The organism is Enterobacter sp. SA187 (assembly GCF_001888805.2).
Lineage (GTDB): Bacteria > Pseudomonadota > Gammaproteobacteria > Enterobacterales > Enterobacteriaceae > Enterobacter_D.
The window spans coordinates 127,466-149,908 of sequence record NZ_CP019113.1; the positions used below are offsets into that span (position 1 = coordinate 127,466).

General features: G+C 56.6%; 20 protein-coding genes. 5 read left to right on the forward strand and 15 right to left on the reverse strand.

Annotated elements, in window-relative coordinates; all coding sequences use genetic code 11:
* Nucleotides 1–117: 117 nt before the first annotated feature.
* Nucleotides 118–3,936, reverse strand: coding sequence for a glycosyltransferase (locus BMF08_RS00670; protein WP_072569990.1), 3,819 nt, complete (start codon nucleotides 3,934–3,936; stop codon nucleotides 118–120).
* 527 nt (nucleotides 3,937–4,463) lie between these two features.
* On the opposite strand from BMF08_RS00670, the gene mmuP reads away from it, so the two are divergent.
* From mmuP to BMF08_RS00685, 3 genes are all read left to right on the forward strand, one after another.
* Nucleotides 4,464–5,864, forward strand: coding sequence for an S-methylmethionine permease (gene mmuP / locus BMF08_RS00675; protein WP_072569989.1), 1,401 nt, complete (start codon nucleotides 4,464–4,466; stop codon nucleotides 5,862–5,864).
* A complete protein-coding gene (mmuM, locus tag BMF08_RS00680) occupies nucleotides 5,851–6,783 on the forward strand; it encodes a homocysteine S-methyltransferase (RefSeq protein WP_072569988.1) in 933 nt (310 codons plus the stop codon). Before mmuP ends, mmuM begins: the two co-directional genes overlap by 14 nt.
* Nucleotides 6,784–6,943: 160 nt before the next feature.
* Nucleotides 6,944–7,561, forward strand: coding sequence for a Fic/DOC family protein (locus BMF08_RS00685; protein WP_072569987.1), 618 nt, complete (start codon nucleotides 6,944–6,946; stop codon nucleotides 7,559–7,561).
* Here BMF08_RS00685 and BMF08_RS21215 read toward each other — a convergent pair.
* The gene (locus tag BMF08_RS21215) at nucleotides 7,558–7,725 is read right to left on the reverse strand and encodes a hypothetical protein (RefSeq protein ID WP_199775940.1); all 168 of its coding nucleotides are present in this window, start codon (nucleotides 7,723–7,725) and stop codon (nucleotides 7,558–7,560) included. The genes BMF08_RS00685 and BMF08_RS21215 overlap by 4 nt on opposite strands.
* Nucleotides 7,726–7,974: 249 nt before the next feature.
* On the opposite strand from BMF08_RS21215, the gene mutS reads away from it, so the two are divergent.
* Complete coding sequence (mutS, locus tag BMF08_RS00690) at nucleotides 7,975–10,536, forward strand: DNA mismatch repair protein MutS (protein WP_072569986.1); 2,562 nt, start codon at nucleotides 7,975–7,977, stop codon at nucleotides 10,534–10,536.
* A 148-nt stretch (nucleotides 10,537–10,684) separates the two neighbouring features.
* Complete coding sequence (locus BMF08_RS00695; RefSeq protein WP_072569985.1) at nucleotides 10,685–11,113, forward strand: OsmC family protein; 429 nt, start codon at nucleotides 10,685–10,687, stop codon at nucleotides 11,111–11,113.
* An 81-nt stretch (nucleotides 11,114–11,194) separates the two neighbouring features.
* Here the strand turns inward: BMF08_RS00695 and rpoS are convergent, their stop codons facing one another.
* The 13 genes from rpoS to cysG form a co-directional block, all read right to left on the reverse strand.
* Nucleotides 11,195–12,187 (reverse strand): RNA polymerase sigma factor RpoS, encoded by a 993-nt coding sequence (gene rpoS / locus BMF08_RS00700; protein ID WP_072569984.1) that lies wholly within the window; start codon nucleotides 12,185–12,187, stop codon nucleotides 11,195–11,197.
* A 123-nt stretch (nucleotides 12,188–12,310) separates the two neighbouring features.
* On the reverse strand, nucleotides 12,311–13,441 hold the full coding sequence (nlpD, locus tag BMF08_RS00705) for a murein hydrolase activator NlpD (RefSeq protein ID WP_072569983.1): 1,131 nt from the start codon (nucleotides 13,439–13,441) through the stop codon (nucleotides 12,311–12,313).
* A 116-nt stretch (nucleotides 13,442–13,557) separates the two neighbouring features.
* Nucleotides 13,558–14,184: a protein-L-isoaspartate(D-aspartate) O-methyltransferase gene (locus BMF08_RS00710; protein WP_072569982.1), complete on the reverse strand. Its 627-nt coding sequence runs from the start codon at nucleotides 14,182–14,184 to the stop codon at nucleotides 13,558–13,560.
* A complete protein-coding gene (gene surE / locus BMF08_RS00715) occupies nucleotides 14,178–14,939 on the reverse strand; it encodes a 5'/3'-nucleotidase SurE (RefSeq protein WP_072569981.1) in 762 nt (253 codons plus the stop codon). Before surE ends, BMF08_RS00710 begins: the two co-directional genes overlap by 7 nt.
* Nucleotides 14,920–15,969, reverse strand: coding sequence for a tRNA pseudouridine(13) synthase TruD (gene truD / locus BMF08_RS00720; protein WP_072569980.1), 1,050 nt, complete (start codon nucleotides 15,967–15,969; stop codon nucleotides 14,920–14,922). Before truD ends, surE begins: the two co-directional genes overlap by 20 nt.
* Nucleotides 15,966–16,445 carry a 2-C-methyl-D-erythritol 2,4-cyclodiphosphate synthase gene (gene ispF / locus BMF08_RS00725; protein WP_072569979.1) on the reverse strand — a complete coding sequence of 160 codons (480 nt, stop codon included), beginning with the start codon at nucleotides 16,443–16,445 and terminating at the stop codon, nucleotides 15,966–15,968. Before ispF ends, truD begins: the two co-directional genes overlap by 4 nt.
* Nucleotides 16,445–17,155: a 2-C-methyl-D-erythritol 4-phosphate cytidylyltransferase gene (gene ispD / locus BMF08_RS00730; protein WP_072569978.1), complete on the reverse strand. Its 711-nt coding sequence runs from the start codon at nucleotides 17,153–17,155 to the stop codon at nucleotides 16,445–16,447. Before ispD ends, ispF begins: the two co-directional genes overlap by 1 nt.
* A gap of 20 nt (nucleotides 17,156–17,175) precedes the next feature.
* Nucleotides 17,176–17,487 carry a cell division protein FtsB gene (gene ftsB, locus BMF08_RS00735; RefSeq protein ID WP_072569977.1) on the reverse strand — a complete coding sequence of 104 codons (312 nt, stop codon included), beginning with the start codon at nucleotides 17,485–17,487 and terminating at the stop codon, nucleotides 17,176–17,178.
* A gap of 170 nt (nucleotides 17,488–17,657) precedes the next feature.
* On the reverse strand, nucleotides 17,658–17,978 hold the full coding sequence (locus BMF08_RS00740; RefSeq protein WP_072569976.1) for a DUF3561 family protein: 321 nt from the start codon (nucleotides 17,976–17,978) through the stop codon (nucleotides 17,658–17,660).
* A 48-nt stretch (nucleotides 17,979–18,026) separates the two neighbouring features.
* Nucleotides 18,027–18,632 (reverse strand): adenylyl-sulfate kinase, encoded by a 606-nt coding sequence (cysC, locus tag BMF08_RS00745; RefSeq protein WP_072569975.1) that lies wholly within the window; start codon nucleotides 18,630–18,632, stop codon nucleotides 18,027–18,029.
* Nucleotides 18,632–20,059 (reverse strand): sulfate adenylyltransferase subunit CysN, encoded by a 1,428-nt coding sequence (gene cysN, locus BMF08_RS00750; RefSeq protein WP_072569974.1) that lies wholly within the window; start codon nucleotides 20,057–20,059, stop codon nucleotides 18,632–18,634. Before cysN ends, cysC begins: the two co-directional genes overlap by 1 nt.
* Nucleotides 20,060–20,068: 9 nt before the next feature.
* Nucleotides 20,069–20,977 carry a sulfate adenylyltransferase subunit CysD gene (gene cysD, locus BMF08_RS00755; protein ID WP_072569973.1) on the reverse strand — a complete coding sequence of 303 codons (909 nt, stop codon included), beginning with the start codon at nucleotides 20,975–20,977 and terminating at the stop codon, nucleotides 20,069–20,071.
* A gap of 9 nt (nucleotides 20,978–20,986) precedes the next feature.
* Nucleotides 20,987–22,402 (reverse strand): siroheme synthase CysG, encoded by a 1,416-nt coding sequence (gene cysG, locus BMF08_RS00760; RefSeq protein ID WP_072570144.1) that lies wholly within the window; start codon nucleotides 22,400–22,402, stop codon nucleotides 20,987–20,989.
* Nucleotides 22,403–22,443 lie beyond the last annotated feature (41 nt).

Here is a 22,443-nt window from a genome sequence, read left to right on the forward strand (position 1 = left end):
AACAGGTAATTGATATCTCTTGATGAAATCTGAAAAGGCGGGGAAATGCAGGCGGGTAATAGATTAATAACATTGACTATATTCACCGGGCAGATACCTGCCCGGTGTTAACACAGACTATAAACCTGAATGACGATATTCGTCGTTTTTCACTTTTTCCGCGGCAACTTTACCGGCAATAAAAGCATGATCGGAATTGTAATATTCCCATTCGCTGTAGCGTCCGGACAGAATGATGTCACGGGATAACAGCCATTTTCTGACCGTTTCAACATTTGCTTTACGCTGATGATCGTAAAGCACATACGCGCAGGGAATATCGACCTGGCTTGCGGTCAGCACGGGATCGTCAGCGGTAAAGATCCCCACTTCAATACATTCCCGGATGCATCTGTCGATCAGCGCCTGTCCCTGCTCCGGCAGCGGCTTGTCCGGTGAATAGGTGATCTCGCAGGTCAGCCCGAAGCCATTTTCCGGATTACAGTGTGGGCTGGCGTTGCCCTGAACAAAAATACGGTGGAAGACGGTTCTGCCCGCAAAATAGATCCAGTGTTTATCGGTTAAATTCGCCCGGCCTATTCCCAGATTGACGCAGCGCACCGACACATGGCGCAGGCCATTTGCCGCCGCCCGTACCGATGACGGCACTTCATCGCCCATAATATGGATAAGCTGCGGCAGCGGCATGGTGCTGATCAGCTGTTCGTAACGATACTGTCTGCCGTCCGCCAGCACCGCCAGATGCTGCTGGGCAAAGATCTGCTTCACTTCCGCCCCGGTTTCCACCGTACCTTTAATATAGGGTAAAAATGCCGTCATCAGCGCCTGGAAGCCGCCTTTCAGCGGATAGCCGAAGAAAGCGTTCGGCCCCATCGGTTTGCCCTTTTCGGTCAGCGCGCCTTCAATGATCTGTGCCAGATCCGGCAGCGGTACGCGTCCGCCCAGCCAGGAGGTTTCCATCTCGGCGAGCGGCACCGCCCACAATTTTTTGTTGTACGGAATGGCGAAGTGCCTGGCGATGCCCGCGCCCCAGGTTTTATAGATGAAGCTTTCAAAATTGTCCGGCGGCATGGCGTCCTGCACGCTGTCATTGCTGCTCAGATCCGGGATGCTGCCATCCGCGCAGCAGTCCACCACCTGACCGGCGCTGCTGTCACAGGAGGCCTCTTTATCGCTACGGATCGACACGGTTTTCGCCGCGGATGCCACGCCATAACGCGCCTCTATCGCGCCGAGAATACACTCTTTGATGATATTGGGCGGCAGGCCGTAGAGCGCGCCCTGGAAAGGATAGCGGGTATAGACGCCCTCGGTGTAGACCCAGGCCTCTCGCGCCTGCCAGTGAAGGTTACTGCCAAGCAGCATGTCGTACAGCGCTTTCACGTAGCTGTCTTCGGAAAACATAATGTGTCCGGCGTAATCGAAGGTGAATCCTTTGTCCTCGATGGATCGGCACAGGCCGCCAACGGTGGCATTGCGCTCCAGCAGGGTCGCGCCTTCGCCATAATGAAAGGCGGCGCTCAGCCCTGTCGGTCCGGCTCCCAGAATCAGACAGCGGGTGGACACTGCCGGCGCATGGTGCGGCGGCGTCAGGCGTAATACCGAAGGGTCGTTGATCTCCGCCATGTCCGTTGCGGCGCTGAGCACATTTTCCGGCGGCGTGCTGTGCAGCAGATTATCCATCAGCGTATGCATTTTTTCGGCAGTGTGATCCCATGAAGTCGCCGCCACAATGCCCTGCATCGCCTGCTGCTGATTTTGGCGGGCCGCGTCACTCATCTGCAGCGCCGCTTCACAGGCGCGAACGTACTCTGCGGGCGTACGGGCAATCGCCACCACGTGGCCATATGGTTTTTCCACGTCGGTAATGGGCGTGCTGACCACCGGCAACTGCGCCGCCATATACTCCAGCACTTTGGTGGGGCTGATAAACTGCGTCGCGGCATTGAGCGCAAAAGGCATCAGACACACATCCCATCCCGCCAGGAACTGCGGCAGCGCCTGATAGGGCTGCATGCCGAGATAATGGATATTTTGTCGCTGCGGCAGCGAAGCCGGATCGATTTTCACCACCGGCCCGACCATTACCAGTTGCCAGTCGGGATGCGCGTCCGCCAGCGCGCTGATAATGTCCAGATCCATACGCTCATCAATCACGCCGCAAAATCCCAAACGTGGATGGGGAATATCGTCCTGTAAAGGATGATGGTTAGCGCGATCCAGCGCCTGTTCAAAATGCACCGCATCGACGCTGCTGGTGAAGCAGTGCACGTTGTGATGCCGCCCGGCTTTCGCTGCATACAGGCTTGGCCCGCCGGTGAAAACAATATCCGCCCGTGAGAGCAGCGCGGATTCACGTTGCAGCAGCTGACGCGGCGCTTTTTCGAAGGCGGCCAGCTCATCCATGCAGTCGTAAACCACCAGCGCGGGCGAGAAGACTTTCAGCAGCGGCAGCGCCATCGGGGTATAAAACCAGACGATGGGCGTTTCGTCGTCTTCGGTAATTTCCGCCAGCAACGACTGCATATACTCGATCTGCCCGTCATGAAAACCGGTAACCGGCGATGGCGTATGCGGCTTCACGACGGTCACATTAGGCGCGGGCTGGCTCAGGTAAAGCGCCGGTTCATCGGCGGAAAATACCGGCTCTTCGATAAAAAATATCGAATAGTGCTCAGCCAGACGGGTCATCAAATGCTGCGGGCGCTGAAATACAAAATCCCAGCGCAGATGGCTAAAAACATAGATTCTTTTCATAGGTTTTCTCTCTTTGCAGGCCCTGTGCGCCACGCTAAATAAACACTGGAAATGATCGAGCATCTGCCGGGCGCGGTTGAGCGCCTGCGCATAGACCGGATCGAGCTGACGTTCAAAAGGGTCATGTCCTTCGGGGTCGATATTCCATAAGCCGCTGCGATGCCAGACGGCGTGGTTTTCCCAGTCCGGCCGGTCAATGACGGGATAAAGACAGATCCCCATCATCTCCACGCCCGCGATCTGCGCCTGGGCGACTTCCCGGGCAATCTCCGTGATCCAGGCACCCCGCCCGCTGCCCACATGGCTGGTTTCAGCCAGCAGGAGGGGGCGCTCGTAACGCTGATAAAGTTCTGCCAGCAGGCTGTGCAGCCTTTTGCGCCGACTGTCGCCCAGATGCCACCAGAGACGGCGGTTGGTTTCGCTTTCCCACTGGTTGTCGTGGTAGTAATTCGCGCCAATCAGATCCAGATAACGCGGCGCGCCGCCCAGTTCCGGCTCCAGACGCCCGGCGAGCATATCCCAGGCCTGAAACTGCGCGTTGTGCCAGCCTGCCGCGTTCTGCTGCGATTCGGGGCTGTCGTCCGGCGATACCAGATGAATAATGGGATCGCAGTGTAAAAATCGCGCCCGGGGATCCGCCTGCCAGATGGCATCGCAGGCGGCAAGCGTGGCGCGAACAAGTTGACGTTTGCTGCGAATACCGGTCGGATCGCGCACGCTGAGAGAAGGCGCAAATAGTCCGACCGATATCCCCCAGCTGGTAAAAGACATTTCATTGATCGGCGAATAAACTGGCGCCTCGTCATAATACGGGCGCAGGAATGTAGCCAGCGCTCCGCACAGCTGAGCGAAGCGCGAAATAAAATCTTCGGAAAAGAATTCAATATTTTCCGGCCAGCCGTAATGACAAATGGTCCAGCAAATCTGAATGCCGTTGTCCTGCGCTGCTGCCATTTTTTCAGCAACGGAAGAAAAGTCGTAGCCATTTTCCTGTTCCACCAGCCGCCAGCCGACGCTTTCCCTGACGGTGGTAATTTGAAATGGCGCGAGCGCCTGATAATCCTGCCGATGCTTTTTATCATGGGCTGTGGCGTTATTCATTGAAAGCGCATCATTATTTCGGGTGATATGATCGGCACCCTCATACCCCGCCTGCCAGAACGATCTGAACACCTGCATAGCAACGTCTCCGCAATGATACTTTTCATGCGCACACGGGACGTGAATGAAAAATAAAATTGATAAATTATTCCGGGGAACCGCTCGGTTTCTTTAGCATTAAAGAGAGTTTTATTAAGAGATTGCGCTGCTTTATAAGAATAGAGCCTAATTAGCAAACGGGCAGAAAGATAAATGTTTAAGGGTACTTATAAGATTAATCCTGGCTGTAATTAATTTTAGTTCGTCTGCTAATCAACGAAATAATTTGCACAAGAAAGTGCTAATAAAAACTTCGTTAAAATAATAAATATCTATCATGGAAATTTTAATTGTGAGATTAATCAATTCATAACGGTGTTAAAACACGCGACCAATATTTATGGCGTTTTAATAATTATTAACCTTTACCCTGAAAAATTTCTGCATCCGGCACCCGGTGACCACTGGCGCGCGCTCCCCCATGCCCCGGGCTGGTCTTTTGTTAACAATCAGGCTATAAAGAACGCCATACGGACATTCAGACATCCATACGTTTAGAAGGTGATATGCAAAGGCAACAAGAAAATGGCGAGCTTAAGCGCACCATGAAACCCCGGCATTTGATCATGCTTTCCCTGGGCGGCGTCATTGGCACAGGGCTGTTTTTTAACACGGGCTACATCATTTCCACCACAGGCGCGGCAGGGACGCTGCTGGCTTACCTGATTGGCGCGCTGGTAGTCTGGCTGGTGATGCAGTGCCTCGGGGAGCTTTCCGTGGCGATGCCCGTGACAGGCGCTTTCCATGTTTATGCGGCGCGCTATATTGGCCCGGCAACCGGCTACACCGTGGCATGGTTATACTGGCTTACCTGGACAGTGGCGCTGGGATCGAGCTTCACCGCCGCCGGATTCTGTATGCAGTACTGGTTTCCACACGTCCCTGTCTGGATATGGAGCGCCCTGTTTTGCGTGCTGATTTTTTCCCTTAACGCGGTCTCAACGCGCTTTTTTGCCGAAGGGGAATTCTGGTTCTCCCTGATTAAAGTCGCGACTATTCTCGTCTTTATTATCCTGGGCTGCGGGGCGATCTTCGGTTTTATCCCGATGAAGGATGGATCCTCCGCGCCTGGGCTGGTTAATCTCACCCGCGAGGGCTGGTTCCCCCACGGCGGTCTGCCCATTCTGATGACCATGGTGGCGGTGAATTTCGCGTTTTCCGGCACGGAGCTTATAGGCATAGCGGCAGGGGAAACGGAAAATCCGCATCAGGCGATCCCGGTGGCGATCCGGGCCACTATCGCCCGGTTGATTGTGTTTTTTATCGGTACGGTCTTTGTTCTCGCAGCGCTGATCCCCATGGAAGTCGCGGGCGTTGAGAAAAGCCCCTTTGTGCTGGTCTTTGAAAAAATTGGCATTCCGTATGCGGCGGATATTTTCAACTTTGTCATCCTGACGGCGATTCTTTCTGCGGCGAATTCCGGTCTCTATGCATCGGGCCGCATGCTGTGGTCGCTGTCCAATGAAAAAACCTTGCCGGGCTGTTTTGCCCGCGTTAATAAAAACGGCGTGCCGCTGGTGGCGCTTTCCGCTTCTATGATCGGCGGCCTGCTGGCGCTGTTATCCAGCGTGATCGCCCCTGATACGGTATTTGTTGCGCTCAGCGCCATATCTGGCTTTGCCGTGGTAGCCGTCTGGCTCAGCATCTGCGCCTCTCATTTTGTATTTCGTCGCCGCCACATCCGGTCGGGTAAGCCGCTCGCCGGGTTGCAATACCGGGCGCCCTGGTATCCCCTGGTGCCGGTGCTCGGCTTCCTGCTGTGTCTGCTCGCCTGTATCGGCCTGGCGTTCGATCCCGATCAGCGCATTGCGCTCTGGTGCGGCATACCTTTCGTTGCCCTCTGCTATGCCAGCTATTTTCTGACTCATAAAACCACATCGAAGGAGACTGACTATGCCGCAGATTAATCCCCTTACCGCTCTGCTTGAAAGTCATCCCTTTGCCGTACTTGATGGCGCGCTGGCCACCGAACTGGAAGCGCGCGGATGCAACCTTGCGGATAATCTCTGGTCCGCAAAAGTGTTAATGGAAAATCCGCAGCTTATCCGGGACGTGCATCTGGACTATTTCCGCGCGGGCGCGCAAATCGCCATTACCGCCAGTTACCAGGCCACGCCTCTGGGCTTTTCGGCACGTGGACTGACGGAGGCACAATCGGCAGCGCTGATTGAACAGAGCGTTGCGCTGGCGAAAGAAGCGCGGGAAATCTATCTGCGTGAAAATCCAGCCGCGGGTCCGCTGCTGGTGGCGGGATCCGTCGGGCCATACGGCGCTTATCTGGCCGATGGCTCTGAATATCGCGGCGATTATGTACGCCCTGCGGAAGAATTTAAGGCCTTTCATCGCCCGCGCATTGAAGCCCTGCTCAATGCCGGGGCCGATCTGCTGGCCTGTGAAACCTTACCCTCTTTTGCCGAGATCACAGCGCTGGCTGACCTGCTGACAGAGTACCCGCAGGCACGGGCGTGGTTCTCCTTTACCTTAAGGGATGACCAGCATCTGAGCGATGGCACACCGCTCGCTCAGGTGGTGAATACGCTTGCCGCCTATCCACAAGTTATTGCGCTGGGGATTAACTGTATCGCGCTGAATAAAACCACCGCCGCGCTGAAGCACCTGCAAAGCCTGAGCGCGTTGCCACTGGTGGTTTATCCTAATTCCGGTGAAACCTATGACGCGGTAAGCAAGGCCTGGCATACGCATGGCGACAGCTGCGGATCCCTGGCGGGACATGTGTCACAGTGGTTAGAGGCCGGGGCGAAACTGATTGGCGGATGCTGCCGCACGACGCCAGAGGATATCGCCGCGCTGCGTGAACGCCGCTGATGCATCTTTAATGATACGCGCAGGCTCTGAAACCGACTGGCAGCATAGCGGCTTTTCATCCTGCGCGATGTCCCTTTAAACGAAAGCCTTCCCCTGTTGTTTTCCTGCCCTACAGACTCCGTTATCATGCTCGCTGTGCCTTATAAACCAGGGTATTGCAATGAGCCGATACCATGTAACCAATAGCGAAGGCCAGTTTGAGAAAGGCTCTGGCGAACAAATTTTGGCGAATAAGCTCGGGATTAGTGATGCTCATGACATTGATGACGCAGAACTGGTACTCCTCGAGCAACTCTATCACGCTGTCTTTGAACAGCATTTTCCGCTGGGGTTGATCACAGTTGAGATCCTAAAAAGCTGGCACCGACGCTGGTTAGGCAATATTTATGCGTGGGCGGGGCAAGAAAGGACGGTCAATATCAGTAAAGGCGGCTTTATGTTTGCTCCTTCAGCACAGCTGCCCAAACTGCTGAAGGATTTTGATGTGAAATACCTTGCCCGTTACACACCCTGTACTGGTATGAGCGAAGAGCAGCTGATTGAAGCTATCGCAATCACACATGTGGAACTCATACTCGTCCACCCTTTCAGAGAAGGAAATGGGCGATTATCACGACTTTTAGCCGATGTGATGGCGGTTCAGGGGGGCTATAAGCCGCTGGACTATCAACGCTGGGAGCAGAACAAAACCCGGTACATCTCAGCTATTCATGCGGGCATGGTGATGAATTACGAACCGATGAAATACTGGGTGAGCCAGGCGTTAAGAAAGGATTAGGCAAGACGAAGATGGGCGAATTTTTTACGCGCCGCTTCAAGCGAAGCTTCAACTTTGGCTGAAGGCTGACCGGTTTCAACCGCTGTTGAGGTCACAACAGCGCGCGCAATGTCAGCGCGTGAAGGGCTGGTATAGCCTTGCTGACCTTTTTGATTGTTTCGCATAGCGTCTCCTGTCAGTCACATGTAAGACTAATAGTATATCAAGTATTACCCATAACGTCATACCGCAGCCTGTCTGCATACCTTCTGGCGCACTTAAACGGGTAAAGCCTTCCCCTGTTGTTTTCCTGCCCTACAGACTCCGTTATCATGCTCGCTATGCCTTATAAACCGAACAGGTTGCGGTGAGACGTAAAAAAATAAAAAACTCACTCATTCATTAAAAGTTAAGAACATGGACATCATACGCCAATGAGTACATCAGAGAATTTCGACGCCCACACCCCAATGATGCAGCAGTACCTGAAGCTCAAGGCGCAGCATCCGGATATTTTGCTGTTTTACCGTATGGGCGACTTCTATGAGCTGTTTTATGACGATGCCAAACGCGCGTCACAGCTGATGGATATTTCGCTTACCAAACGCGGCGCATCGGCAGGCGAGCCAATCCCGATGGCGGGCATTCCTCATCACGCGGTGGAAAACTATTTATCGAAGCTGGTCAGCCTTGGCGAATCGGTGGCGATTTGCGAACAGATCGGCGATCCGGCCACCAGCAAGGGCCCGGTGGAGCGCAAAGTGGTGCGCATCGTCACGCCGGGCACCATCAGCGACGAAGCCCTGTTGCAGGAGCGTCAGGATAATCTGCTCGCCGCCATCTGGCAGGACAACAAAGGCTACGGTTACGCCACGCTGGACATCAGTTCCGGCCGTTTTCGCATCAGTGAACCGGCAGACCGGGAGACCATGGCGGCAGAGCTGCAGCGCACCAATCCGGCGGAGCTGCTCTACGCCGAAGACTTTGCGGAGACCTCGCTGATTGAAGGCCGCCGCGGTCTGCGCCGCCGTCCGCTATGGGAATTTGAAATCGACACCGCCCGCCAGCAGCTGAATTTACAGTTCGGCACCCGCGATCTGGTGGGTTTTGGCGTGGAAAACGCGCCGCGCGGCCTCTGTGCAGCGGGCTGCCTGTTGCAGTATGTCAAAGATACCCAGCGCACCTCGCTGCCGCATATCCGCTCCATCACCATGGATCGCCAGCAGGACAGCATCATTATGGATGCCGCCACGCGCCGCAATCTGGAGATCACCCAGAACCTGGCCGGTGGCTTTGAAAATACGCTGGCGTCGGTGCTGGACTGCACCGTCACGCCGATGGGCAGCCGTATGCTCAAGCGCTGGCTGCATATGCCGGTGCGTGATACCGCAGTGCTGACAGAACGTCAGCAGACCATTGGCGCGTTACAGGAGCTGACCGCTGAGTTGCAGCCAGTGCTGCGTCAGGTTGGCGATCTGGAGCGTATTCTGGCGCGTCTGGCGCTGCGCACTGCCCGCCCGCGCGATCTGGCGCGTATGCGTCACGCCTTCCAGCAGTTGCCGATCCTGCGCGAGCAGCTGGCGGACGTCGACTGCAAGCCGGTACAGCAGCTGCGTGAAAAAATGGGCGAGTTCAGCGAACTGCGTGAACTGCTGGAGCGGGCAATTATTGACGCGCCGCCGGTCCTGGTGCGCGATGGCGGCGTGATCGCGCCGGGCTATAACGCCGAACTGGATGAGTGGCGCGGACTGGCGGATGGCGCGACCGATTATCTGGATAAACTGGAAATTCGCGAGCGTGAAAAACTCGGGCTGGATACGCTGAAGGTGGGCTATAACGGCGTGCACGGCTACTTCATTCAGATCAGCCGCGGCCAGAGCCATCTTGCGCCCATTCATTACGTACGCCGTCAGACGTTAAAGAACGCCGAACGCTACATCATTCCAGAACTGAAGGAATATGAAGACAAGGTGCTGACCTCAAAAGGCAAAGCGCTGGCGCTGGAAAAACAGCTGTATGAAGAGCTGTTCGATCTGCTGATGCCGCATCTGGGGGATCTGCAACAGAGCGCCACCGCGCTGGCAGAACTCGACGTGCTGGTGAACCTTGCCGAGCGCGCTGACACGCTCAATTACAGCTGTCCGACCTTCAGCGATAAACCGGGGATCCGCATCGTCGAGGGACGTCATCCGGTGGTCGAGCAGGTGCTGAACGAGCCATTCATCGCCAACCCGCTGTCGCTGTCACCGCAGCGCCGGATGCTGATCATCACCGGCCCGAATATGGGCGGTAAAAGCACCTATATGCGCCAGACGGCGCTGATCGCCCTGCTGGCCTATATCGGCAGCTACGTCCCGGCGCAAAAAGTGGAGATTGGTCCCATCGACCGTATCTTTACCCGCGTGGGCGCGGCGGACGATCTGGCCTCCGGTCGGTCGACCTTTATGGTGGAGATGACTGAAACCGCCAATATTCTGCATAACGCCACCGAGAACAGCCTGGTGCTGATGGATGAGATCGGCCGCGGCACGTCGACCTATGACGGTCTTTCCCTCGCCTGGGCCTGTGCGGAAAATCTGGCGAACCGCATTAAAGCGCTGACCCTGTTTGCTACGCACTATTTCGAGCTGACACAGCTACCGGAAAAAATGGAAGGCGTGGCGAATGTGCATCTGGACGCGCTGGAGCACGGCGACACCATCGCCTTTATGCACAGCGTACAGGACGGCGCGGCCAGTAAGAGCTATGGTCTGGCGGTAGCGGCGCTGGCGGGCGTGCCGAAAGAGGTGATCAAGCGGGCGCGCCAGAAGCTGCGCGAACTGGAGAGCATTACCCCGAACGCGGCAGCAACCCAGGTGGACGGTACGCAGATGTCGCTGCTGATGCCTGCGGAAGAAACCAGCCCGGCGGTGGAAGCGCTGGAGGCGCTCGATCCGGATACGCTGACGCCGCGTCAGGCGCTGGAGTGGATCTATCGTCTGAAGAGTCTGGTCTGACGCCCTCCGCCCGGCGGCGCAGGCTTGCCGGGCCTACAACCTCCCCCTGTTGTGTCTGCACCTCTTCGTAGTATTCCGAGTTGCCGGGCAAGCCCTGGCTGAGCTTCTATACTTGTTACTTCATTCAGCAACAAAATGGAGTAAATACATGACCATTCATAAGAAAGGGCAGGCACACTGGGAAGGCGATATTAAGCGCGGTAAAGGTACCATCTCCACGGAAAGCGGCGCGCTGAAGCAGCAGCCTTACGGTTTTAATACTCGTTTTGAAGGCGCAGCCGGGACTAACCCGGAAGAGCTGATTGGCGCGGCCCACGCAGGCTGTTTCTCAATGGCGCTGTCGCTAATGCTGGGCGAAGCGGGCTTTACGCCGGAAAGCATCGACACCACGGCGGATGTGTCGCTGGATCAGGTGGATGGCGGCTTTAAAATCACCAAAATTGCGCTTAACAGCACGGTGAAACTGCCGGGGATCGAGAAAGATCAGTTTGATCCGATCATCCAGAAAGCGAAAGCCGGATGCCCGGTATCTCAGCTGTTCAACGCTGAAATCACACTGGATTATACGCTGAACTAAGGCGTGTGCTCCGCCCGCTTGCTCAGGAGCGGGCAAAGAAAAAGGCCAGTCATGTGACTGGCCTTTTTTGTACAGAATCGATTATTCGCGGAACAGTGCTTCGATGTTCAGCCCCTGCGCTTGCAGGATTTCACGCAGACGACGCAGACCTTCTACCTGAATCTGGCGGACACGTTCACGCGTCAGTCCAATTTCACGGCCAACATCTTCCAGCGTGGCGGCTTCATAACCCAGCAGACCGAAACGACGCGCCAGCACTTCACGCTGTTTGGCGTTCAGTTCGAACAGCCATTTGACGATGCTTTGTTTCATGTCATCGTCCTGCGTGGTGTCTTCCGGACCGTTTTCTTTTTCATCGGCCAGGATGTCCAGCAGCGCTTTTTCGGAATCGCCACCCAGCGGGGTGTCTACCGAGGTAATGCGCTCGTTGAGACGCAGCATACGGCTGACATCATCAACAGGTTTATCGAGCTGTTCTGCAATTTCTTCTGCACTCGGTTCGTGGTCCAGCTTATGGGACAACTCGCGAGCGGTACGCAGATAGACATTTAACTCTTTAACAATGTGGATTGGCAGTCGAATCGTACGGGTTTGATTCATGATCGCCCGTTCGATGGTCTGACGGATCCACCAGGTGGCATAAGTGGAGAAACGGAACCCACGTTCAGGGTCAAATTTCTCTACCGCGCGGATCAGGCCGAGGTTACCCTCTTCAATCAGATCCAGCAGCGCCAGTCCACGATTGCTGTAGCGACGGGCGATTTTCACCACCAGACGCAGGTTACTTTCAATCATCCGACGGCGGGAGGAAATATCCCCACGCAGTGCGCGTCGTGCGAAATAAACTTCTTCTTCAGCAGTTAACAGCGGAGAGTAACCAATTTCTCCAAGGTATAACTGAGTCGCGTCCAGCACACGTTGCGTGGCGCCCTGCGATAACAGTTCCTCTTCTGCCAGGTCGTTATCACTGGGTTCCTCTTCATTTAAGGCTTTCTCGTCGAAAACCTCAACTCCGTTCTCATCAAATTCCGCGTCTTCATTTAAATCATGAACTTTCAGCGTATTCTGACTCATAAGGTGGCTCCTACCCGTGATCCCTGGACAAAGCATTAACTTCACTGTTTGTTTTTTTACCCTGCAACGGCGATTAAGCGCGCTGCAGGGACGAAACAAGAGTGAGCCAATGACTCTGCCAAATTATCGCTGCGGCAAATAACGCAGCGGGTTGACGGATTTCCCCTTGTAACGAATTTCAAAATGTAAACGTGTTGAACTGGTTCCGGTGCTACCCATGGTAGCTATCTTCTGCCCCGCCCTGATTTCTTGTTGTTCCCGGACCAGCATTGTATCGTTATGGGCGTAGGCACTCAGGTAATCATCGTTATGTTTAATGATGATTAAATTACCGTAACCGCGCAGTGCGTTGCCGGCATATACCACGCGTCCGTCAGCGGTCGCGATAATAGCCTGCCCTTTACTGCCAGCGATATCAACCCCTTTATTACCACCCTCGGTGGCAGAGAAGTTGTCGATAACTTTGCCTTCAGTCGGCCAGCGCCAGGTCGATATAGGGGCGCTGGTAGATGCACTGCTGGCGGTCGGTTCGGTAGTGGTAGCAGATGGCACGGTTACAGGCGCTGTGACGGTAGTCGCAGGCTTGTTGTTTGGCAACATCTTGTTATCACTTTGTTCACCTGAGTCCTCAGAATACGTAATTGTCGGTTTCGGCGCAACCACCACGGTTGAATTTTGTGCAGGCGGAGTGACGATTCCCTGCGCAGAAGCATCAGCCTGAGTGATAGCATTTCCGCCCGTTATCGGCGTACCCGATGCATTACCAACCTGCAGAACCTGCCCGACATTCAGGCCATACGGGGCGGCAACGTTGTTTCGCTGGGCCAGATCCCTGAAATCGTTCCCGGTGATCCAGGCGATATAAAACAGCGTGTCACCTTTTTTGACCGTATAAGTGCTGCCGCCGGTATAGCTACCTTTCGGAATGTTCCCATACTTACGGTTGTACACAATACGACCGTTTTCGGTCTGAACCGGCTGTTCTGCCATTGGCTGGGTCTGGGATTGCGCAGGCATCGGCTGAATAGCAGGCGTCTGGACGGGTTGAATTTGCGGCGTTTGTTGCGCAGACGCGCCCATTTTGGGCGGCGGCGTAATTAACATTCCGGAACCTGAACTGGAAGCGCTGTTGCCGCCGACGGAGCTGACCGGCGCTGGCGCGTTATCCGAGCTTGAGCATCCTGCAAGCCAGAGCGAAACCAGTGATAATGCCGCGAGGCGACTTACGGTAAATTTTGGGCTTCCCGTGCTCATTTATCCTCCAGGAATGTGTTAACTGTCAGTGACTTAATGATGACCGTGGCGGTCATTAGCAAATGAGCTACACCCTACGCGGATATGCGCTGAAATCCCTCAGACAATTCCAGGAATCAGGCCAGTTCCCCTTTCACAAGTGGAACAAAGCGTACGGCTTCCACGGTATCGATGATAAATTCGCTTCCCCGTCGACGAACCCGTTTAAGTTGCTGGTGTTCGTCCCCCACAGGTAAAACGAGAATGCCGCCCTCATCCAGCTGCGACATCAGCGCCACAGGGATTTCCGGCGGTGCAGCCGTCACAATAATGGCGTCGAAGGGCGCACGTGCCTGCCACCCTTCCCAGCCATCGCCGTGACGGGTGGAAACATTATGTAGATCCAGCTGTTTAAGACGACGACGGGCCTGCCATTGCAGGCCTTTAATACGTTCGACGGAACAAACATGGTGCACCAGATGGGCGAGGATCGCCGTCTGATAGCCTGAACCTGTGCCAATTTCCAGCACCCTCGACTCCGGCGTCAGTTCCAGCAGCTCGGTCATGCGCGCCACCATATAAGGCTGCGAAATGGTCTGCCCCTGGCCGATAGGCAGGGCGACGTTTTCCCAGGCTTTGTGTTCAAACGCCTCATCAATGAATTTTTCACGCGGCACCTGCGCCAGCGCGTCAAGCACCGGCTCGCTACGGATCCCCTGCTGGCGTAACTGTTCCAGCAGCGCCTGTATGCGTTTTGTTACCATTGCGTATTCACCCCGGCGCGCTCCAGCCATCCGCTCACCACGTCCTGCGCGCTGTAGGCGGTGAGATCGACATGCAGCGGCGTGACCGACACATAGCCTTCATCGACAGCGGCAAAATCGGTGTCCGGCCCGGCGTCGTGTTTCTCCCCTGGCGGGCCGATCCAGTAGAGCATATTGCCGCGCGGATCTTCCTGCGGGATCACTTTATCCGCCGGATGACGGGTGCCGCAGCGCGTGACGCGAATGCCTTTGATTTCAGCAAGCGGCAGGTCCGGGACATTGATATTCAGAATACGTCCGGTGCGCAGCGGCTCCCGGTTTAATGCCCGCAGGATCGAACAGGTCACCGCCGCGGCCGTGTCGTAATGCTTATAACCATTAAGCGACACCGCCAGCGCCGGAAAGCCGAGATGTCGCCCTTCCATAGCCGCCGCGACGGTACCGGAGTAAATCACATCGTCGCCCAGGTTAGCCCCGGCGTTAATACCGGAGACGACAACATCCGGACGGGGGCGCATGAGGGCATTGACCCCCAGATAGACGCAGTCGGTAGGCGTACCCATCTGCACGGCGATGTCGCCATTTTCATGGGTGAAGGTGCGTAATGAAGATTCGAGGGTCAGCGAATTGGACGCGCCACTGCGGTTACGATCGGGCGCGACGACCTGTACGTCGGCAAATTCGCGCAAGGCCTTCGCCAGCGCCTGAATGCCTGGCGCATGGATCCCGTCATCGTTACTCAGCAATATTCGCATAATCACCCGATGTGTTGATAAGTTCCCTTACCACACTGGTGGCAAAACTACCTGCCGGTAGCCAGAAACGTAACTCGACGGTCACGTCATCCCACCAGTTCCAGCTTAACTGCTGCACGTTGAGCAGCATGGCGCGCCGCGCCGCCTCAACCTTTTCACGCAACAGCAAGGATTGTAATTCGGGGGCATCGGCAATCGCCGCCTGCTCAAACGCCAGCGCTTCACGCTGCGTTCCCCAGTCACCGCTCCCCGGCAGGGCAGCCGTAATCATCAGCTCGCGTTGATTCACGCGGGCCTGTAAATCTGCGCGTTCTTCAGGGGTGGCGACAAACCAGCTTCCGCGCCCGGCTAATTGTAGCGCATCGCCGTCAACAACTTGATTAAAGTCTGTTTTTTTCAGCCGCTCGCTGACAATCTGATTAAACAACGCGCTGCGGGCCGCCGACAACATAAAACTGCGTTTATTGCGATCGCGCACCGGCGCATTGCTTTGCGCCCAGCGCAGCGCGCCGTGCAGGTTGCTGCCGCCCAGACCAAAGCGCTGCGCGCCGAAATAGTTCGGCACGCCCTGCTGCGCGATAGTTTGCAGGCGCGTCTCCACCTCCGCGCGATCGCTGATGTCGCGCAGCACCAGCCTGAACTGGTTGCCGCGCAGCGCGCCTAAGCGCAGCTTACGCTTGTGGCGGGCATATTCCAGCACCCTGCATCCTTCCGGCTGGAAGGCGGAAATGTCCGGCATACCGTTGCCCGGCACGCGGGCGCACAGCCACTGTTCGGTGACCGCGTGCTTATCTTTTTGCCCGGCGAAGCTCACTTCGCGGGCGGGAATTTTCAGGAATTTCGCCAGATCGTCGGCCACCGCACGGGTATTACAGCCGGTTTTCTGAATGCGCACCAGAATGTGCTCGCCTTCACCGTCAGGTTCAAAACCTAAATCTTCCACCACCACAAAATCTTCCGGGCTGACTTTCAGCGCGCCGGAGGCCTGGGGTTTGCCATGCAGAAACGTCAGGTCGTCGAACGCAATCATTTTGCCGCCCTGACTAACAGCGCCACCGCTTCACAGGCGATACCTTCGCCACGGCCGGTAAAGCCAAGCTTTTCCGTGGTGGTGGCTTTAACGTTCACATCATCCATATGACAGCCAAGATCTTCGGCGATAAACACGCGCATCTGCGGGATATGCGGCAGCATTTTTGGCGCCTGGGCGATAATGGTCACGTCGACGTTGCCGAGCGTAAAGCCTTTCGCCTGAATACGACGCCAGGCTTCGCGCAGCAGCTCGCGGCTGTCGGCGCCTTTAAACGCCGGATCGGTATCCGGGAACAGCTTGCCAATGTCGCCAAGCGCCGCCGCGCCCAGCAGCGCATCCGTCAGCGCATGCAGCGCCACGTCGCCATCGGAGTGGGCCAGCAGACCTTTTTCGAAAGGAATGCGCACGCCGCCAATAATAATCGGGCCTTCGCCGCCAAAGGCGTGTACGTCAAAACCGTGTCCAATACGCATTATGCCATCTCCTTTCCGGTCATTCGGGTGAGGTAAAATTCTGCCAGCGCCAGATCTTCCGGTCGCGTGACTTTAATGTTATCCGCGCGGCCGCTGACCAGCACCGGGTGATAGCCGCAATGCTCCAGCGCCGAGGCTTCGTCGGTGATGGTCGCGCCGTCATTTAAGGCGCGTTGCAGGCAGTCATGGAGGAGTTCACGCGGGAAGAATTGCGGCGTCAGCGCATGCCAGAGATCGTTACGATCCACGGTATGCGCCACGGCGGCGATGCCAGGCTCGCCGCGCTTCATGGTGTCGCGCACCGGAGCGGCAAGAATACCGCCGACGCGGCTGGTGTCGCTGAGCGCCAGCAGGCGGGCGAGATCGTCCTGATGCAGACAGGGGCGCGCGGCGTCGTGCACCAGCACCCACGGCGCATCCCCTGCGGCCTGAAGCCCCGCCAGCACGGAGTCTGCCCGCTCGGCCCCGCCGTCAACGACGGTGACCTGCGGATGATCCGCCAGCGGCAGCTGCGCAAAGCGCGCGTCGCCGGGGCTGATGGCGATGATCACCCTTGCCACGCGCGGATGCGCCAGCAGCGCCGCCACCGCGTGTTCGAGGATCGTTTTATTGCCAACTGAGAGATACTGCTTAGGACATTCCGTTTGCATGCGGCGGCCAAATCCGGCGGCCGGCACCACGGCACAAACGTCCGGAATTATTGCTGCCATGTCGTAAACCCGGGCTTCGCTTATCGATTATTTTGCAGTGACCCTGGCGTGCGTTTAGACGCATCCGGTACCAGACGGTAAAAGGTTTCGCCTGGTCTGGTCATACTGAGTTCGTTACGTGCGCGCTCTTCAATCGCTTCCTGGCCGCCATTGAGATCGTCAATTTCGGCGAAAAGTTGATCGTTGCGCGCTTTAAGTTTGGCGTTTGTTATCTGCTGCGCGGCCACATCGTCGTTGACACGGCTGAAGTCATGCAGGCCGTTTTTGCCGAACCACAGTGAATACTGTAGCCAGACCAGCAGTGCCAGCAACAGCAGCGTTAATTTACCCATCGTGCCCCCTGAAAATCGGCATCATCATCCCATAACTTGCGCGCAGACTCCACACTAAGCCGATACCGCGTCATCGCGGCCAAATGTAGCACTATTTACGGGCGGGCGCACAGGTGCGCATTTCTGACACATTGCCTTAACGAGCGTTACGCTTTGAAGTATGGAACGGCTTAGCCCATCAGCCACATAAATAACGCGCCGAACATGGTGACCACGATAATTACCGTCGCCACGCTGCTGTAAAGCAGTCTGCCGTCCAGCAATGAGTGCATGGCGATGCCCACCACCACGGCGACGGGCATCAGCGCCAGAAAGAAGGGCCAGGTATACAGAAAAAAGAACAGTGTATTCGGGCCATAGAGCAGAAAGGGTATGCCGAGCGCCAACAACCACGACACAAAGCCAACGATCGCCCCCGGAAATGACCAGGTGGTTTCCTCGCGGGCAGCGGTCTCAGACCGTGACAGATAAATGTTCTGGCTATTGCGCATATTGGATCCTGTGACCTGACTGTCCGTGATAGCAAAACCGGACATGTCTCAGGATCTGATAATATCGTTCTGTCTCAGCAGGTCTAATAATTGACCCACTAAATTTGTTACCAATTGTTCGCCATCGAGATGCACATCCGGCGTTTCAGGCGCTTCGTAGACCGAATCGATACCGGTAAAGTGACGCAGTTCCCCGGCACGGGCTTTTTTGTACAGCCCTTTGGGATCGCGCGCTTCGCAGATGGCCAGCGGCGTGTCGACGAACACCTCAATAAAGCGCCCTTCCCCGACGCGTTCGCGCACCATTTCACGCTCCGCACGGTGCGGAGAGATAAACGCCGTCAATACCACCAGCCCGGCATCCACCATCAGACGCGCCACTTCCCCGACGCGACGGATGTTCTCTTTGCGGTCATCATCACTGAAGCCCAGATCGCTGCACAGCCCGTGGCGCACGTTATCGCCATCAAGCAGATAGGTACTGACGCCAAGCCCGTGCAGCGCCTCTTCCAGCGCCCCGGCAACGGTGGATTTCCCCGAGCCAGACAGCCCGGTAAACCACAGCACAACCCCACGATGACCGTGGAGTTGTTCTCGTTGCCCGGCGGTCACCGGATGCGGATGCCAGACGACGTTTTCATCGTGCTGCGCCATTATTTGCCTCCCAGCAAATCACGCGCGCCCCAGTGCGGGAAGTGTTTACGCACCAGCGCGTTTAATTCCAGTTCAAAGGCGCTGAATTCCGACGGCGCATGGTTTGCCTGCTCGTTCGGCTCCCGCACCATACCTGCGCCCACGGTGACATTGCTCAGACGATCGATCAGGATCATGCCGCCGGTCACCGGGTTTTCCTGGTACTTATCCAGCACCAGCGGTTCGTCAAAGGTCAGATCCACCAGCCCGATGCCGTTCAGCGGCAGGTTTTCAGCCTGATTATGTTCGAGGGTGTTGATGTTCACCTGATACTGAATGCCATCGACGCGCGCACGGGTTTTCTTACCGGCGACTTTGATGTCGTAGCTCTGGCCCGGCGTCAGCGGCTGCTCCGCCATCCATACCACGTCTACCGACGCGCTCTGCACCGCTTTCAGCCCGTCCTGCGCATCCAGCAGTAAATCGCCGCGGCTGATGTCGATTTCGTCCTTCAGCACCAGCGTGACCGCTTCCCCTGCCCCGGCCTGTTGCAGATCGCCATCAAAGGTGACGATACGCGCCACCGTCGATTCAACGCCCGACGGCAGCACTTTAACGCGCTGACCAACGTTGACGCTGCCGGAGGCAATGGTGCCGGAGAAGCCGCGGAAATCGAGATTGGGGCGGTTCACATACTGCACCGGAAAACGCATCGGCTGCGTCTCCACCACGCGCTGGATCTCAACGGTTTCCAGCACCTCCAGCAGCGTCGGGCCGCTGTACCACGGCATATTACTGCTCTGACTCGCCACGTTATCGCCTTCCAGCGCCGACAGCGGCACAAAGCGGATGTCGAGGCTGCCCGGCAGCTGTTCGGCGAAGGTCAGATACTCTTCGCGGATCTGATTGAATTTCTCTTCGCTGAATTCCACCAGATCCATTTTATTCACCGCTACCACCAGATGACGGATCCCCAGCAGCGTGGAGATAAAGCTGTGGCGGCGGGTCTGATCCAGCACGCCTTTACGCGCATCCATCAGCAGGATCGCCAGGTCGCAGGTGGACGCGCCGGTCGCCATATTGCGGGTGTACTGCTCGTGACCCGGCGTATCGGCGATAATAAATTTACGCTTTTCGGTGGAGAAATAGCGGTAGGCCACGTCGATGGTGATGCCCTGCTCGCGCTCGGCCTGTAAACCATCCACCAGCAGCGCCAGATCCAGTTTTTCGCCCTGGGTGCCGTGACGCTTGCTGTCGTTATGCAGCGACGAGAGCTGATCTTCATAAATCTGGCGGGTATCGTGCAGCAGACGCCCAATCAGCGTACTTTTACCGTCATCGACACTGCCGCAGGTCAGAAAACGCAGCAGGCTTTTGTACTGCTGCGCATGCAGATAGGCTTCCACGCCACCTTCGCTGGCAATTTGTTGTGCAATAGTCGTATTCATGGCGGCTCCTTAGAAATAACCCTGGCGTTTCTTCAGCTCCATAGAGCCGGCCTGGTCGCGGTCAATGACGCGTCCCTGTCGTTCGCTGGTGGTGGACACCAGCATCTCTTCGATGATCTCCGGCAGCGTTTGCGCTTCGGATTCCACCGCGCCGGTCAGCGGCCAGCAGCCGAGGGTACGGAAACGCACCATGCGCTGCTCAATTTTTTCGCCCGGTTGCAGGTCGATGCGATCGTCATCGATCATCATCAGCATACCGTCACGCTCCAGCACCGGTCGCTCAGCGGCCAGGTACAGCGGTACGATTTCAATATTTTCGAGGAAGATGTACTGCCAGATATCCAGCTCGGTCCAGTTGGAGAGTGGGAATACGCGAATGCTTTCGCCTTTGTTGATCTGGCCGTTGTAGTTATGCCACAGCTCCGGGCGCTGGTTTTTCGGATCCCAGCGGTGGAAACGATCGCGGAACGAGTAAATACGCTCTTTGGCGCGTGATTTCTCTTCGTCACGGCGCGCGCCGCCGAAGGCCGCATCAAAACCGTATTTGTTCAGCGCCTGCTTCAGCCCTTCGGTTTTCATGATGTCGGTGTGCTTGCCGCTGCCGTGCACGAAGGGATTAATGCCCATCGCCACGCCTTCGGGGTTTTTATGCACCAGTAGCTCGCAGCCGTAAGCTTTGGCGGTGCGATCACGGAACTCATACATCTCGCGGAATTTCCAGCCAGTATCCACATGCAACAACGGGAACGGCAGCGTGCCCGGATAAAACGCTTTGCGCGCCAGATGCAGCATCACGCTGGAGTCTTTGCCGATGGAATACATCATCACCGGATTGCCAAATTCTGCCGCCACCTCGCGAATGATATGGATGCTTTCCGCCTCCAGTTGTCGCAGGTGAGTGAGTCGTTTTTGATCCATAACCGTTCCTTAAGCCAGATTTACCACGGAGTTATCAAAAGATCCCGTGCCTGTAGAGTGTTGAAACCAGGCGAGCGCATCGCGTAAGTGCACCACTTCGCCCACCACCAGCAGCGCTGGCATCGGGGCGTTAAGCGCCAGGTTCTCTAATTGTTCTAATGTGCCGGTTTTGACTGACTGATCGCGGCGCGTACCGCGCGAGATCACTGCCACCGGCGTCGCTTTATCGCGACCGTGCGAAATAAGTTGCTGGCTGATTTCCGCCGCCTTCATGGTGCCCATATACACCGCCAGCGTCTGACGGCTCTGCGCCAGCTGCGACCAGTCGAAAGGCGTGCTGTCGGCTTTGTAATGCCCGGTCACAAAGGTCACGCTCTGGGCAAAATCACGGTGCGTGAGCGGAATGCCTGCGTAAGCCGTTGCGCCGGAAGCGGCAGTGACGCCAGGCACCACCTGGAAAGGCACGCCCGCAGCGGCAGCAGCCTGAAGCTCTTCGCCGCCGCGCCCAAAAATAAAGGGATCGCCGCCTTTCAGCCGCACCACGGTTTTGCCCGCCCGCGCTTCATCAATCAGCATTTGATTGGTTTCATGCTGCGGCACCGCATGGCCGCCAGCCCGTTTGCCGACGCAGATTTTGTCGGCATCGCGCCGCGTCAGCTCCAGCACCTCATCGCTGACCAGATGGTCATAAAACACCACGTCAGCCTGCTGAATAACCTGCAGACCGCGCAGCGTCAGCAGCCCGGCATCGCCTGGCCCTGCGCCCACCAGGATAATTTCCCCGCCAGCACTGCCTGGCGATGCCAGCTCTTCCGCCAGCACCGCTTCGGCGGCCTGTTCGTTTCCGGCAGCCATCAGGCTGGCGAAGCGCCCGCGAAAGGCCGCTTCCCAGAAACGACGACGCGCGTCTGTGGTTTTACGAAAGGTTTTGATGCGCTCGCGCCACTGCCCGGCAACCTCCGCCATGCGGCCTAAATTTGCCGGAAGCAGCGCTTCGATTTTTTCCCGCAGCAGACGCGCCAGCACCGGGGCGTTACCGCCGGAGGAGATCGCCACCACCAGCGGGCTGCGGTCGACGATTGACGGGAAAATAAAGGAGCACAGCGGCTGGTCGTCCACCACGTTCACCAGCCGCTGGCGGGCGTCGGCGGCGTCATAGACGCGACGATTAAGCGCGCGGTCGCTGGTGGCGGCAATGACCAGAAACACAGCATCAAGCTGCGTTTCATCGAACTCGGTTGCCAGCCACACCAGCGCCTGTTCATCCACCAGACGCTGCACCTCTGCGCCCAGTTCACGGGCGACGACCTGCACCTTCGCCCCCGCGCGTAATAAGAACGCAATTTTACGGGCGGCGATTTCGCCACCGCCAATAACCAGCACGGGTCGGTTTTTTACCGCAGCAAAAATGGGCAGGTGATCCACAAGGTAACAGCTCGCTAACATTCAGGAATAAGGGGACTATA